The 14,173-nt window shown below is 66.3% G+C and carries 18 protein-coding genes; 1 reads left to right on the forward strand and 17 read right to left on the reverse strand.

From position 1 onward, the window contains the following. Positions 1 to 12: 12 nt before the first annotated feature. From CSC66_RS09150 to CSC66_RS09165, 4 genes are read right to left on the reverse strand one after another with little or no spacing between them, the layout of a single operon-like run. Positions 13 to 1,545 carry a DNA cytosine methyltransferase gene (locus CSC66_RS09150; protein WP_162377098.1) on the reverse strand — a complete coding sequence of 511 codons (1,533 nt, stop codon included), beginning with the start codon at positions 1,543 to 1,545 and terminating at the stop codon, positions 13 to 15. Continuing rightward, complete coding sequence (locus CSC66_RS09155; RefSeq protein ID WP_162377099.1) at positions 1,545 to 2,477, reverse strand: hypothetical protein; 933 nt, start codon at positions 2,475 to 2,477, stop codon at positions 1,545 to 1,547. The genes CSC66_RS09150 and CSC66_RS09155 overlap by 1 nt, the downstream gene beginning before the upstream one ends. Then, positions 2,477 to 3,094 (reverse strand): hypothetical protein, encoded by a 618-nt coding sequence (locus CSC66_RS09160; protein ID WP_162377100.1) that lies wholly within the window; start codon positions 3,092 to 3,094, stop codon positions 2,477 to 2,479. The genes CSC66_RS09155 and CSC66_RS09160 overlap by 1 nt, the downstream gene beginning before the upstream one ends. 35 nt (positions 3,095 to 3,129) lie before the next feature. Continuing rightward, complete coding sequence (locus tag CSC66_RS09165) at positions 3,130 to 4,110, reverse strand: hypothetical protein (RefSeq protein ID WP_162377101.1); 981 nt, start codon at positions 4,108 to 4,110, stop codon at positions 3,130 to 3,132. Positions 4,111 to 4,260: 150 nt separating this feature from the next. On the opposite strand from CSC66_RS09165, the gene CSC66_RS09170 reads away from it, so the two are divergent. Continuing rightward, positions 4,261 to 4,512, forward strand: a complete 252-nt coding sequence (locus CSC66_RS09170) for an EexN family lipoprotein (protein WP_162377102.1) — start codon at positions 4,261 to 4,263, stop codon at positions 4,510 to 4,512. 120 nt (positions 4,513 to 4,632) lie between these two features. Here the strand turns inward: CSC66_RS09170 and CSC66_RS09175 are convergent, their stop codons facing one another. The 13 genes from CSC66_RS09175 to CSC66_RS09235 form a co-directional block, all read right to left on the reverse strand. Continuing rightward, entirely contained in the window at positions 4,633 to 5,169 is a 537-nt protein-coding gene (locus CSC66_RS09175; protein WP_162377103.1) for a hypothetical protein, read from the reverse strand. Next, positions 5,166 to 5,612, reverse strand: a complete 447-nt coding sequence (locus CSC66_RS09180) for a hypothetical protein (protein WP_162377104.1) — start codon at positions 5,610 to 5,612, stop codon at positions 5,166 to 5,168. Before CSC66_RS09180 ends, CSC66_RS09175 begins: the two co-directional genes overlap by 4 nt. Then, the gene (locus CSC66_RS09185; protein WP_162377105.1) at positions 5,609 to 5,911 is read right to left on the reverse strand and encodes a hypothetical protein; all 303 of its coding nucleotides are present in this window, start codon (positions 5,909 to 5,911) and stop codon (positions 5,609 to 5,611) included. Before CSC66_RS09185 ends, CSC66_RS09180 begins: the two co-directional genes overlap by 4 nt. Continuing rightward, entirely contained in the window at positions 5,911 to 6,624 is a 714-nt protein-coding gene (locus tag CSC66_RS09190; RefSeq protein WP_162377106.1) for a hypothetical protein, read from the reverse strand. The genes CSC66_RS09185 and CSC66_RS09190 overlap by 1 nt, the downstream gene beginning before the upstream one ends. Before the next feature lie 10 nt (positions 6,625 to 6,634). Further along, positions 6,635 to 7,324 carry a hypothetical protein gene (locus CSC66_RS09195; RefSeq protein WP_162377107.1) on the reverse strand — a complete coding sequence of 230 codons (690 nt, stop codon included), beginning with the start codon at positions 7,322 to 7,324 and terminating at the stop codon, positions 6,635 to 6,637. Positions 7,325 to 7,467: 143 nt separating this feature from the next. After that, a complete protein-coding gene (locus CSC66_RS09200) occupies positions 7,468 to 8,031 on the reverse strand; it encodes a DUF6036 family nucleotidyltransferase (protein WP_162377108.1) in 564 nt (187 codons plus the stop codon). Next, positions 8,028 to 8,345, reverse strand: a complete 318-nt coding sequence (locus tag CSC66_RS09205) for a hypothetical protein (RefSeq protein ID WP_162377109.1) — start codon at positions 8,343 to 8,345, stop codon at positions 8,028 to 8,030. The genes CSC66_RS09200 and CSC66_RS09205 overlap by 4 nt, the downstream gene beginning before the upstream one ends. A gap of 7 nt (positions 8,346 to 8,352) precedes the next feature. Next, entirely contained in the window at positions 8,353 to 9,405 is a 1,053-nt protein-coding gene (locus CSC66_RS09210; protein WP_162377110.1) for a DUF6908 domain-containing protein, read from the reverse strand. Positions 9,406 to 9,452: 47 nt separating this feature from the next. Then, entirely contained in the window at positions 9,453 to 10,091 is a 639-nt protein-coding gene (locus CSC66_RS09215) for a hypothetical protein (protein WP_162377111.1), read from the reverse strand. Between the two features lie 644 nt (positions 10,092 to 10,735). Beyond that, complete coding sequence (locus CSC66_RS09220; protein WP_162377112.1) at positions 10,736 to 11,761, reverse strand: hypothetical protein; 1,026 nt, start codon at positions 11,759 to 11,761, stop codon at positions 10,736 to 10,738. A 94-nt stretch (positions 11,762 to 11,855) separates the two neighbouring features. Then, positions 11,856 to 12,215: a hypothetical protein gene (locus tag CSC66_RS09225; protein WP_162377113.1), complete on the reverse strand. Its 360-nt coding sequence runs from the start codon at positions 12,213 to 12,215 to the stop codon at positions 11,856 to 11,858. Between the two features lie 110 nt (positions 12,216 to 12,325). Next, positions 12,326 to 13,453, reverse strand: coding sequence for an ArdC-like ssDNA-binding domain-containing protein (locus tag CSC66_RS09230; RefSeq protein ID WP_162377114.1), 1,128 nt, complete (start codon positions 13,451 to 13,453; stop codon positions 12,326 to 12,328). 218 nt (positions 13,454 to 13,671) lie between these two features. Further along, on the reverse strand, positions 13,672 to 14,157 hold the full coding sequence (locus CSC66_RS09235) for a hypothetical protein (protein WP_162377115.1): 486 nt from the start codon (positions 14,155 to 14,157) through the stop codon (positions 13,672 to 13,674). Positions 14,158 to 14,173 lie beyond the last annotated feature (16 nt).

Consider the following 14,173-nt stretch of genomic DNA (forward strand, 5'->3'; position numbering starts at 1 on the left):
CTCCGTAGGGGATCAGGGACGGAAGGAGGATTCAGGCTCTTCGTGCTCGTCGAGCTCTGCCGGCTCGACGATCGGCTTCGCCGGCGCAACCGGCTTGAGCGGCAGCTGGCCGACGACAGGCAGATCGCGCAGGTGCGCACCGATCGCCTCGCCCAAGCCCTTGGCGTGGTTGAACAGGATCGACTGGCCCAGCGCTTCGTGCGCCACCGATACGGGGAATCCGTTGACCAGATAGTCGGGGATGCCCTTGGCTCGCGCGTGCTCGACCGGCGTCAGCAGACGCTGCAGTCCGTCGTCGCGGCCGAGCCTGACGTCCGTTTGACGGACTCGCGCATACCCGCGTGTAAGCCCGTTCACCTCCGTTGCAGAAGCATCGACGACGTTGGGCTTGAAGTTCTTTCCGGCCGCCGCATCACGCAGCGCTTTGTCCGCCAGGTACTCGTATGCGCGCCAGCGCGGATCGTCTTCGCCGATGTCCTCCAACGCCTGGTCCAGCGAGGCGTACTGGCGGGCGTACGTGGGCACCGACTCGATGTCGAAGCCTTCGGCCAGGCCGCGCGAGATGCCGATCAGCCACCAGCGGGTGCGGTTCTCCAGACTGCCGGCTTGCTCGTTGTCCAGCAGGGCCTCGTACATGACGTAGCCCTGCGCATTGAGGTAGGACATGAAGATGCTATAGGTGGCCGAGCCGCGGGCATCGGCCACGTTCTCGCTCACGATCACCGACGGGTTGACCGCGTCGATGATGCGCAGCGCGCCGTACACGGCCAGCGCGTCGGTCGGATGGTCTTCCGGATTGTCCAGCTTGCGCTTGGCCTTGCCGGCCTTGCTGTGCGCCGTGCACGGCAGCGACAGGCCGACGATGTCCTGAGACCCGAGCAGCTGCGGCTCCAGCTCTTCGAGCGCGGCTTCGTACAGCCGGGTGTCGGCGGTGATCGCGGGGTTGTTCACCGCGGCGATCTCCAGGTAGCGGTGATCTCGGTCGACGATCCAGTCCACACGCGATTCCAGACCCTGGGCCTTGATGCCGTCGTGCAGCGCAAGGGTGGAAACGCCGGCGCCGGCGCACAGCGTGCCCTCGGTCAGGAACCCCTGCGCCACGTGCTCGCGCGTGCGCCTCTCGCGGGCTTCGATCGCCAGCTCTACCGGATGCAGGTCGAACACGATCTCGCCGGCCGCCAGCGTGGCGCGGACGCGGGTGCCCTCGCCCAGCACCTCGGCCAGAGCGCCGCCGGTGACGTCGATGATGGGGGTGCGGCGCACCTCCCCGTCTTCGACCTGACGCTGCCGCTGGGAGACCGTGCGATCGCCGTTGGGATCGAGCTTCAACCGCACCTGGCGATTGACCAGATCCAGTTCCACGCGGAAGCGCTCACCCGGCTTGAAGCCGCAGCGGTTCAGGCGAAGGCCTTCCAGCCACAGCCGCGGGTTGCCTCGGTTTTGCCCCAAACGGGTGTAGCTCACCTGGGCATGCGCGCCGACGCGCCGCGGGCCCGTCGGGCGCTCGCTCGGATCAATCAGGGTACGGATGCGACGGATCTGCATCAGCCCATCCTCGGCGCTTCGGACTGCTCGTCCTCGAACTGCGGCTTGGGCTGCTTGAGTAGCCCACTGGCCTCGACGCGCTCCATGATCCTGGCATGCCGCATGGTGCACCGGTCGTGGAACATGAAGTACCGGTCCTCCACGCGCGCATAGATCGTGGTGATCAGACCGCTGTAGCGCTCTGCGAATTTGAAGGATTCGGCCTGGTTGGAACGCACCCAGCCCTCAGGCGGAAGCGCGTCACGCGCGTCGTCGAAGACGGCTTCCGAGATCTCCCGAACCGGCGTAATGCACGCCCGCTCGATACGATCGACGGCCTCGCTGAGCGTGTACAGCTTGGCCTCGGGGAACCGCTCGCGCAGCACCGATAGCGGCGTGCCGCTGATCTGCAGGATCGCACCGTCCTCGTGCGTCCATCCACCGATTACGTCGTAGATGCTGCGGTCGTCAGGCCGGGCATACACCCCGACCTGCTCGCCCGGCAGAGGCCACAGCATGCCGTCGAAGACCTCCCGTGTCTCACAGCAGGCTCCGACTGCATGCATGGCCACCTGGCCGCTGGCCAAGTCGGTCACGGTCTGCGCAGCCGTGATCTCCCCTTCGCACCAGGTGCGAGTACGGATCCCGTCGACGGCCTCGAAGGTCTCGGTGTTGGCATGCACCACTTCGTGGTACTGCCCGCGAATGGGCTGGCCCGAGCCTTCCTGAAGCTCCGCCTCGGTGGCCGGCAGCTTCAAGTTCAGTTCGCCGGCCCAGCTGGCCAGCTCGCTCGCGCGTCGGAAGCTCCTGTGAGCCGTCGCGCCGTCGACCAGGACGACGTACCGATTGCCATCGTTGTACTCGTCCGCGTAGGTCTGCGAATGGACCGTGAGCGAAAGGTTCCGGTGCAGTTCCACCCGCGGCTCCGGCAGCTGCTGGATCGAGGCAGACATCAGCGCGGCCTCGCGATCGCCAGACCGTCCACGCGCTCCAGATAGTCCTCTTCCAGCGCTTCGGCCTGGGCTGCGTCCACCAGCTTCACGTCAGCGCTGCCGGCGCCCTTGCGCAGGGTCGCGATGGTCATCGACTGATCGTCCAGGACGGCCGACAGGCGCGAGGCGTCCTCCAAGCGGACCCAGCCGGCGGTCACGTTCCAGAAACCCGCCCCGTCGCGTCTCTCCATCTGCGTCGCGCTGTACGCCAGCCGGAAATCATCGTTGCTAGACGGGGCGGACGCCTGCGGTGCAGGCACCTTCGCCCGGTCCTCGGCGATCTGGATCGCCGGACGCATCCACGACGGTTCCTGCTGCATTCCGCGAGCGGCCATCACATCCTTGGACGCCTGGCGCAGCGCCACCTTGGCGATGTTCCAGTCCAGGCGGTTGGTCTCGTCCTCGCTGTAGTAGGCCGCTCGGCTGATGTTGTTGAGCTTGTCGTACTGCTGCTGCAGCTCCGCCAGGGCGCGTTGCAAGCCCACCGGCATGATCTGGGAGATGCCCTGGAGCTGGCCAGCCGCGGCCAGTGCCTGTTCCACTGCGTGCAGGAAGGGAGATTGGATCGGCGTCGTCATGGGGTCGATTCCTGTTGAGGATCTGGTGCGGCCGCTCAGGGCCGGTTGCCGGGGGCGTACTGCTCGCCGATGAAGTCCACGAGCGACAGGTCACCGTCGCCGTGATCCAGCCAGTCACCGGCGAACGCCTCTTCGATCGCGGCAATGGCCGCCTCGCGCTCGCTGGTGAAGTCGGAGTTGGAGATGCGGCCGTGCTCGTCGCGCCACTCCCAGCGGCCTTCATCGTTCGCGGTGATGGCCAGGCCGCGGTCCGCGCAGATCTCGGCGAGCCGGGCGTCGCTGACTTCCGGGCCGATGAACGTGATGGCCTCACGCATGCGGCCCACGTCGATACCGAGGCGGGCTTCCAGGTCGTCCAGGCCGGCACGGGCATCGGCGCCGCCGCGCAGGCACTGCGCCGCTTCGTCCACCGTCCAGCCCGCGTAGCCGCTCTTCAGCAACTGCCAGTGGATCCCGGCGGCCGCGCCGGCAGGTTCGCGATCCCAGCCGTCGTACTCCAGCGCCACCCGCAGATCGATCGGGCGCAGCACTTCCAACTGAGTGCAGACTTTGCGACTGATCTCCTCGCGGGTCTGCGGATCGACGCCAGCCTGGGCGGCCAAGTGCTCCGCCATCTCGACGGCCACCAGTACGCCGGCGGTGAACGCGGTGGCGACCCGCGATCCATACAGGCATGCGCGCAGGTACTCCACGGTGGTCCAGCCTTCGCGCTCAATGTGGACCAGGGCCGCAGCGGTGACCTGGGCCTTGTCACCTTCGGCAATCAGGCGCCGGTGCGTGGTCGCGAGCTCGATCGCCGCGTAACGGCCATCGTGTACACCATCCGGGGCGCCCGGACCGACCACCTCGATGCTGACCTCGCCTTGCGTGGCGGCCGATACCAGGGCGCTGGCAATGGTCAGCGCCCGATCCAGGTAGGGACCAAGCCTCAGCCGCGCTGTGACCGCGGCGATCTCTTCGGGCGAGCGCGTGTCGCCAGCGCGGCTAGTTGGCGAATTCCCAGGTGATTCGGTCATGCGACCCGCCGTGCGGTTCTGGCTGTTGTCGCGATACTACAACCAAAGTTAACCGCACGGAAGCACCCTTACATAGGGTGATAGTCAATACGCTACCATAGGCCCGCCTGCGCGGAGAATCAGCTCCGGCAGCCAACAGATGGAGCCAACATGCCGAAGAATTTGCGTCCGGTGGCCCTGCTCGCCGGCCTGACCCTGACGATGACCGCCTGCGGCGGATCACGATCGCCCGAGTGGTACGCGGAGCATCCGGACAAGGCACAAGAGAAGCTGGCCTGGTGCGAGGAACAGGCCCAGCAGGGCAAGATCAACAAGGGTGGTACGGACTCTGCAGCCCAGGACTGCAGGAATGCCGCGCAAGCATTGATGAGGAAGGCAGCCGAGCAGGCTTCCGGCCGCTGAGGGCTATCCGCGCCCCTTCTCTGCGCCTGGCTCCTGGACCAGGCGCTAGAGCTGGCGCGACCGCTTCGGATGAGGCGGCGTCCAACAGGTCCCACCTGATTGTCGCTGGCAGCCCCGAGATCAGGGGGCGAAAGCCCCTGCTTCTTCCGGGGTGTAGCCCTCGGGAAGCACAGCCTGCAGCTCGCTGAGCCTGGCCGTGATCGGGTCGGACGGGTTGGCGCTCAGCCAGGCTTGCACCTGGTCGTCAGTCCCACTGCACAGCTGCGTGGCGATGTGCTCGCGGATCTCCGTCACCCGCTCATGGATGGCGTAGCAGGCCTCCTCCCACTCCGCATCACCCTCTTCGTACGCCCTCAGGTTCTCCATGGCGAAGTCCAGCCCATCGAGCCAGAGCAGATCCTGCTGCCCTTCGACCCACGGCTTGGCGGTGCGGATGTAGTAGACGCGGTTCACGTGGTGCAAGCCGGGCATTGCCCAAAGCGAGTTCGACGAATCGCCGGCCTCCACCACCGTCCACACGTGATGCTCGTCGAGCGCCTTGACCTCATCGAGCTCGCGCTGGTAGCTGCCGCTCTGCTCGTCGACCATGATCGGGTCGAACTGGTCGAACAGCGTGTCCTCGCTGGCAAGGAAATGTGGGGGCGGCGCCGTGCTCACGGCTTCTGGCTCCTGTGCTGCTCACTGGCCAGATGCTCGTTGAGCTCCCATCGGTTCGAGAAATCCCGGACCCACACCAGCTGCTCCAAGGTCAGCGCGGTATCGAACAGGTGCTCGTCAGCGGACCCAAGGTTTAGGCCCTGCGCCATGTTGAATGCTTCGTACTCGGCGATGAGCGCATTGCGCACCTCGTCGGTGTCGACCTCTCGATTCTCGTCGGTCAGCTCGACGGGCTCGCTGAACATGAACGGCGGTAGGGGATGGCCGTCCGCCGAACGAAGCGGCACCGGCAGCGGGAACGCCGAATTCCTGATCGGCAGCAGTACCGGCACTTCATTCTTGAAGAAGAACCGAACGTCGCCAGTGTCGTACGCCGCCAAATCAGCTGGCCGCGCAACGCCGAAAGACGACGGCGAGATGACGGGCTTCTTCTGGTCGGTCACGGACGCGGGGCCTCCGCTTGTTCATCCGCGTCTTCCGTCTCTTCCAGATCACGCTCGAAGTCACGCATGGTGAGGATCCGGTCGCCGGGCTGGAGCAACTTCAGGTCGAGCAGGTAGGACTGCAGGCCGTCGATGTCTTCGACGTGCTTCATGAAACCGTCGTCGACCGGGGATGCTTCGTCCTCGCCCAACTCGTTTCCTGCGCGGACCTCGTAAATCGTCTTGCCCTGCGCATCGCGCACATCGGCGATGAAGCTGCCGCGCTCGTGCAGGTCGATGAAATAGCCGTAGTTCGCCATCAGCGATATCTCCGCGGCGCCGGTGCGCCATTCAGTTCGGCCTCGAAATCTTCGGCCCAGTCCTCGACCATGCCGTTGCGCATGACCTGCACGAATGCCTTGCCTTCGGACGGATTTGCCTCCCGGGAAACCCAGACGTCGGACGGGTCGCCGTCCTCGTCCACCACGACGCCCACCATGCGCCAGGACTCGGCGAAGGTGCCCAGGTCCAGCTCGCGGGCGAGCGCTTCGCGCCGCGCCGTCTCGACGTAGAACTCGACGCCGTCGGCCTTGGAGTAAACGTCCTTGAGCGTGAGCTTGACCACGTCGTCCGGCAGCTCGATCTCCAGCTCGATCACGTTTTCGGCGATCGAGCCGACCTTGTTGCCGTTGATGTCCACCAGGCCAGCGGGCCAGTCGCCCCGCGCGATGCGATCGGCGCTCTCGCGCAGGATCCGCACCAGCTCGTGCGTGGGATCGGGCTTGAACGCGTCGTCGCCGGTGTCGACCAGCACCAGGACCTCGCCGCGATCCGGCGTGGCCGGCGGCGTGGTCTCGCTGAAGGTGCCGATGCTGTTGCCGTTGAGGTCGAACAGCTTGAAGCCGCTATCCACGCCCTCGCGGGCGATGCGGGCGGCAGCCTCGCGGATGACCCACGCCGACTGGCTGTCGCGTGCGCCCTCTTGGAAGGCATCGTTGCCGGTGTCGAAGCGCAGGGCGTAGGTAGTGCTCATGGGCCGTTCCTCAGGGACGTGGCTTGGATTCGTCGGCCAGGGCTTCCCAGAAGCCATCGGTCGCGTCGCGCAGAGCCCTCACACGCTCGGGGTTCAGCGGCACCTTGCAGCTGCCGGAGAAGCTGTCGGTGGCACCGGACTCGAACACCACGCCGACGGTGGCGCCGCGGGGGTCGCCCAGGAACTTGGCGCCCCTCACGCGTGGCACGCCCTCCAGCAGCTCCTGCACGCGCGACTCGACCTGTTCCAGTGCCCGCTCCTCCGTCGCGTTGAGCCCGTGATCCAGACGGTTCAGCGACAGCACGAAGTGCTGCGCCGCCAGCTCGTGCAGACGCTCGTTGAGATCCAGCGCTGCGCTCCCGCTCAAGCCGGTCTCGGAGTGCACACGCTCGATCCACGCGTTCTGCTCATCCGTCAGCGCGCCGCGGCGCGCCTGGTCGTGCTGAGCCTGTTGTTTCATCCGCGCCTGGTTCTCGCTCAGCGCCTTCGCCACCTCCGGCGGGTTACCCCAACGCGCCGGATTGGTACGCTGGAAGATGTGCAGCTGCTCGACCTCGCGGCCGGGGATCGTGATCCCGGAGCAGTACGAGCCTTCCCGGATGCCGAAATCCCATGCCGGGGTGAAGCCTTCGTACCGCAGCCAGCCGAACATGTTCTCGGCTTCCTGGCGGAAGCCGTTGGGGAAATCGTAGACGCGCACGCGCTCTTCGCCGGACGCGGAGGGGGTGCTTTTTCCTCGCGGTCATGGGGCTGGTCCTAGTTAACTATGATTAGAGTATATGCACGACCGCACGGATGGGAAGTGCGCCAGCGGTCGGCTGAAGTTCCACCTTGCAGATCCGCTCAACGGCCTTGCCGCGGCGCCCGATCCACGCGGACCTCAATCCACGCGTCGGCACGAGCCTGGGCCGGGTCGGCCTGCACCGTCGCCAGCAGGTCACGGACCGCGCTGGCGCTCACGATCCGTTCGTCCAGCAACGCGTCCACGAATTCGTAGTCCTTCTCGCGCCCGGCAAGCAGCTTTGACACCGCCAGGTCCTCCGGGCTGATGCACCTGGCCGTGCGCGTCTGCCCGTACGCGTCGAACTGGATGGTCGAGACACGCTGCTCCCAACCCGGTGCGAGCCGTGCGGTTTCAACCTGCACGCCGTCGACGTAATAGCCATGGAGATCACTGAAGTTCGAGCCTTCGCCGATGGCGCCGGAGAGCTGGTCAGCGATACGCTCAGCCAGTGCCGAATCTGGCGTCAGGGCCGCTACATCAGCCTCCATCGAACGCGCCAGCGCGGGATTGTCCGACTCCACCGCGCCCAGCACCGCCTGGCTGCCGAGCAGCAACAGTTCGACATCGCCGCCGGCAATCTCGCTGGCGGCGCGCAGCACGTGCAGCAGTGCGTCACGATTCACGCCGCACGCTCCGTGCGCAGGCTTTCCAGGAAGATGCGCCGCTCTTCCTGCGATATGACGTCGACGAACGGCGCTGTCGAACGCAGGGCATCCGCATGCTCGCTGTCTTCCCGCAGCATGCTGACCACCGCGGGAACGCCGCGCTGGATCCACGCCTCCCACTCACGCCAGTAGCCCGATGCGGCCGGCGAATTGCCGGCCTGCCAGCGAGTGAGGCGTTCCTGGGCCCGCACCAATGCCTGCGGGTCGCTGCGCTCTATGCGCTCGGCTACCAGCGTCCAGAACGCGAGGCGTTGGTCACGTGAAAAGGCCATGGCAGCGTCACACAACCGGTCGCAAGGCCGGCGCAGGCTCGGCGAACTCGCGCTCGCTGGCGTCCTCGCGGCTCCATTCGATCTTCGCCGTATCGAAGCCCTGCTGCAGCAGGTTCTTCGAGAACATCTGCGCGAAGCTGCGGTCGTGGCTGCGCATCTCGCCGCGCATGGTCTGCACGGCGGTCTCGGTGAGCCACAGCCGGCCGAAGCGCACGCCGAACACCATCTCGCCGTCGGCTTGGCCGTCATCCCGATAGTGCGTCAGGTAGACCATCTGGTCGTAGTTGTCCCAGCCGTCATGAACTTCGACGGCCAGGTCCTGGTACGGGGGGTTGATCAGCCGGCAGTGGTCCGAGCGGCCATCGCCGAGGCGAACCCAGTTCATCATACGATCCAGAACTCCGAGCCGGCCCAGCAGGCGAGCCACGTTGGTCTCCGGACCCCTGTTGTTGTACCAGGCGCCGCTGCGCAGCAGATTGGGGTACTCGGCCAGGACCTCGACGCGCGACTTGGTCGGGTCGGCCTGATCCTGCAGCTGCACGACGTGCCTGTGCACCCGGTCCCAGATGACGTCCAGCTTGGTCTTCGGCGAAAGCATGCGGGTCTGCTCGGGCACGGGCAGGGGCTGGCCGCCCAGCTCCACGTGCCAGCCATCGGCTGCGCAGTAGGCGCGCGTGCGAAGGGCGAAGGACTGGCGCGTGAGTTCGTACGCGGCGACAGGCACGGCAAACTCACTTGGCTCGGCGCCTCTGGTGTCGGACGCCGCCGTCTGGTCCGACACGCCGGCGATCAGCGGCAGCTGCGCCTGCTCCTCCGTCGTCGCCCACGCGGCCGGCGGGACGAACCGGATCTCCGAGTCGGAGAACTCGCGCACGGCCACCGACGGGAACACCTCGCGGACCTGGTTCAGGCTTAGCCTGGTGTCCTGCCTCACCAGCAGGCCGTCAACCGCCGCGAAGCCGAGCTTGGCCGCCTGGGCCGCGTCCGGCTCGTCGCCGCCGGGGAGCGCATGGAGGACCAAGCTGCGCTGCCCCGCCTGTTCGCGAACGGCGATCGCCATCCCGACGGACGATAGATCCAACCAGCGCATGCCTTCCTCCCGTTCGGTTACGTGAATTCTTCGACCACCGGCGCCCGCTCCAGCCGATCGGCTTCGGCCTCGCGGCCGGCCTTCTTGGCGATCTTGCGGATGGCCGCCAGGGCCTTTTCCTTGCTGCCGTGCTTGGCCACCACCGCCTTGAACAGCTTGCCCAGCTCCGTGGCGCCCAGGTGCTTGTCGGCGTTCTTCTTCGTCGACTCCTGCTGCTGGAGCAGGATCATCTCCGGGGTAGCGCAATACACCTGGAACTCACCCATCGGGTCCTTCAGGGTGACCAGCTCGTACTGCGTCTTATCGCTCACGTCCGGCTTGGACATGCTGTGCACGATGGTTAGCGTGGACACGCCCTCCGCGATCTGGCGCTTGTACGGGTAGTCGCCGCCGATGAACACGAATCCGTGGATCGGCTTGCGGTAGTACGCCGTGGAGTGCGTCAGCGCGGCCTGGGGGAACAGCATCGACGCCAGCCGGATCGCGAACACGTCGAGCACCTTGCCCATATCGTGCTTGGCGCCCACGTAGATGCCGTGGACCAGCCGCTTGATGGCTCCACGCTTCTTCTCGTGATAGGCCTGGATCTTGTCCAGGTCCCCGGGGACCGTGATCAGCTCCAACTTCTTTCCAATGGGGTCGGATGGGCTATTCATGCTCTGACTTTCATCATAGTATGTGCACAGACAGTCGCACGCAACAGCAGGATTGATGGCCGCCCTTCACGCGGGCTGCACGCTGAACAGGTCAGCGCGAACGTAGGCGTGGCGGGCGTCCACAGCGAATTAACGATGCACCTGGAGGACTTCGCTTATCATGAGTCCTATGCGGCACGGTCGCCTGGACAGGCGCTGCGACGACCCCCTTCGTCGCTGAATCTTGTTAGCTTGGTGTAATGAAAATTTAGCAGCTGTCAATAGGGGAGGCCCCCACCGTTTTAGGGCCTTCCCCTACATAAACAGTGTAACTATACTGAACGTAGACTCGATGTCAGGAAAGTCGCTATGAGCGTCCAGACCATGCCCCTCCGTAGCGCATCCCACAACTTGCTGGCGGCCGCCCGCCGCGGCCAGCCCGGTGCCCCCACCCTGCACGAGTATCGCGTTCGCGGCGCTGCTGCGGCTGAGCGCCTGCAGGACCGCCCCAGGCCGCGCTGATCGGGCGCCTCCCAAGCACTCCTCCGAAAGGCGGCCACTGGCCGCCTTTTTCGTCCCTCGCCATTGCCCCCGGGCTCGCCGCGGCCGACCCACGAAAAAGCCCGGCACGAGGCCGGGCTTGTCGGGACACCCCTAGTGTCGGCTCAGGGCCGGGGCGATGCGCCCTCTTCGGCCAGCTCCCGCTTCCAGTCCTCCTCCTCCCCATCGCGGATGTAGGCGAACTGGTAGGCCATCTCGGCCGCGCAGCGTGCGCGGGTCAGATCACGGTCCAGGTTGCGCACGACCTTGTACAGGGTCTTCAGCTCGTCGGCGGACAGCTCTTTCAGGGATTCCTCCATCTCCCCCTGCCCGGACCATTGCAGCTTGCCCAGCTCCTTGATTTCGGCCAGGACCATCCAGCCGCCGGAACGCCCCTCTACGCCCAGCGAGATCTCTCCCTGCATCTGCCCGGGGAAGATGGTGTAGTCGCCTTCCACGTAAGCCGACAGCGCGCCGGCTTGGGCGCGGTAGAAGGCCTGATCACCGTGCTCAGCCAGGTATGCCTCCCACTGCTTGTCGAACTGCGGATCGGCCTCGTAGTCGGGCACCCCCTTGCCGCTGGTGTCGAAGTCGTAGACCTTGATGTTCCACGCCAAGCGGAAGGGGTCGTACGGCCCGGCCCTGTGCACGGCGTGGGTGATCAGCTCGGCGATGATCTCCGAGCGTTTCTGCGCCGGGTAGGTGTACGGGTCGTCCTCCGGACCCTCGCGGGTCACGTCCATCACCTGCCAGTCCTCGTCGGCCGGCATGGGGAACACGTACGCCGGCTCGGCCTCGTGGCCATCCACCAGGTAGCCCGACCGGGCGCCGGGCTGGAGCTTGGACTTCTGCTCGATGACCAGCGCGGTGAAGGTCGTCCAGTCCGCCTTGGCGAACTCGTCGACCAGCGCACGGTGCCCGATCAGGTCGTACGGTTTGCCCGCCTTGTCGAAGATCACGGTCCGGTTGTCGACATCGAGCAGCACGGTTCCGTTGTACTCGGACCCCACAATTCCGGCGTCGTACGCCGTCGAGGCGATGACCTTGAACGTGCGCTTGCCCTGCCCGTCCTCGGACTGGAACACCTTGGTGTAGCAGTCCTCCGGCCGCGAGTAGCGGTACGGGCCTTCTTCGTATGCGATACCGGTCATGGCTCTTTCTCGTCAATCGGGGATGCGGCTGCCCCAGCAGGGCAGGATACGCCGCGCAGACCGGCGGCGGGAGCCCGGCACGGCGGCCGGGCGATCAGGGCGCCAGCGCCCGGAAGTCTTCGCAGTCGCACACCTGGATGCCGGCCAGCTCGGCCGGCAGCGGCATCGCCTGCTCCTTGCTCTTGCCGCGCCCGCGGCGCGGCGCCAGAAGCGCGTACTCGCCCGCGGCGGTCACGCGGACAGCCGCGGCCCGGAACAGGCCGCGGCCCATGATGCTTGCGGCGTGCAGGCGCTCGACCATCTCGTCCAGATCCACGCCCTGCACGATCGCGTACTCCGGCCCTGCAGGGTTGGTCGAGCCCGCGCCGTCGCCATTGGGATTCTTGTTCCAGGCCACCAGCTGCTGCACAAGCTGCTCTGCAGTGGGCGGGGCCAGGACGGTGTTCTGCGCCATACAGTTCCTCACGGCGCCAGGCGCCTCGATCGAACGCTGGGAAGTGAGCCCCGCGGCCGACGCCCCGAACAGGGGGTCGTCAGGACGCCGACCGCGGGAACTCCAGGGGACTAGGGACGATTGCCGCGGCCGGGAGCCTCGGCGTTGTCCAGGCCGAGCGACCCGGCATCGAACACGACCGCATCGCCGCCCGCGTCCAGGATCTCGTCGTACATCGCACGACGTTCCTCGGCCAGCTCGTCGGTGAGCTCCGGATCGAAGGCCAGCAGGTGCCCGACGGCCTGCTCGGCCTGGCCGGCCGCACGCAGCGGCACGCTCTTGCCACCGGACAGCGCGGTATGGATGTCGCTCGGCGGCAGCGCCGAGCGATTGATCTCCACGCCCAAGCGCATGCTCAGCATCGCCTGGGCGATCTTCATCGTCAGCCGCTGTTCGGCCTCGACCTGGGCCATCGACTCCGGGGTGTCCGGCGCGCCGGTGGCGCGCTTGCGGCGCTCGCGGGTGCCTTCGCGCATGGCGATCGGCAACAGCACTTCTGCCAGCTGGGAGACGTCGCGAGCGGTGATGGAATCGCCCGCCATCGAACCGGCCTTGGCCTTGGGGTCCCAGGTGACCTCGAAGCCCATGTTGGTCGCGATGCGCTCCATCGACTCGCGGGCCGCGACCGCGGCGCCTTCGCCGGTCATCACGCCCTTCGGCGGCGTCGGCGGCTTGCCGTTGGTGTCCAGCTGGGCAACGTTGAAGACCTTGAAGTGCATCAGTTTCGGATAGGTCTTCAGGATCGGATCGCCCGTCTGCTCGTCGACCTCGTCGGTCTCGCGCGTCACGGGTTGGAAGAAGAAGACCTTGGTGTGCTGCTCGCCCTTGCGGACGTTCCAGCCACGGCTCTTGGCGCCCTCGAAGGTGCACCACTCGCCGCTCGGATAGCCCTTCTCCATGGCCCTGTTGGCCAAGGTCAGCACGTTCATGCCGTGGTAGGGGCGGCCGTTGGTGGCCGAGGTCGGCCACGGCGCGACTGCGCCGAACGCGTTGACCGGATCCAGGATGCCTGCCTCGATCGCATGCACGAGCTCGTGGCGGCTGAGGTCGAAGTTGGTTGCGCGCTCGGCCGACACGGCGGTCGGGCGATTGCTTGCGATTGCCGGCGACGCACCCGCGGCCAGTGCCGGCGCGATGGCGTCCGGCACGGGCTTCTTGGCAGTGTGCGCGCCGATCGAAGATCCGATCGGCTTGATCATGGCGACGTTACTCGACGTCGCCGGCGTCGGCCGGGGCCGGCTGCAGACCGGAGTCCGCCACGTCTTCCCAGCTCATCAGGTCCGCGTCGTCCGACGCGTGGGTCGCTTCGTTGGCAGCGTTCATGGAAGTCTCCTTGGGGAGGGCAGCGGATGCCGCCTTCACTCGCATTAGACTACCCATGCACGGACCTGTCAATAACTTTCGTTAGAGTATCGATCTATGCCGTCGCGACGTTCGGCAGATCTTCGCCTTCGTGGAACGGACCCTGGTCGCCCAGGACGCGCAGGCCAAAGCGCAGATTGGCGATGGCTTCCTTGCGCCTGCCCGCGTCTTCCAGGTCGTCGAGCGCCGCATCGGCCATATTGCGTGCCATGACCGAACGCAAGGTCGCGCTGATGTCGTCGACCGGCATGAAGGAGATCTGCCGCTCGGCGTGCATCACCATGTCGCGGTAAACCACGTGGGAGCTGGCTTCCAGCGCACCGGTCATCAGTACGACAACGTCGGAAACGTCCTTATGCAGCACCGCGGCGTGGTCTTCGTCTTCCAGCCGATCCGCGATTTCATCGCGGTCGCCCTTCAGCCGCTGCGAATCACAGGCTTCGTCGATCGCCGCCGTGATCAGCTCCACAGGTATCCGCCGCGAAGACACACTCTCGTAGAGCGCTTGCGCTGCCGTGGTATTTCCGGAATTGCTGTCCATACTGGTCCGCCCCTGT

The organism is Pseudoxanthomonas kaohsiungensis, assembly GCF_010211765.1.
Taxonomy (GTDB): Bacteria; Pseudomonadota; Gammaproteobacteria; order Xanthomonadales; family Xanthomonadaceae; genus Pseudoxanthomonas; species Pseudoxanthomonas kaohsiungensis.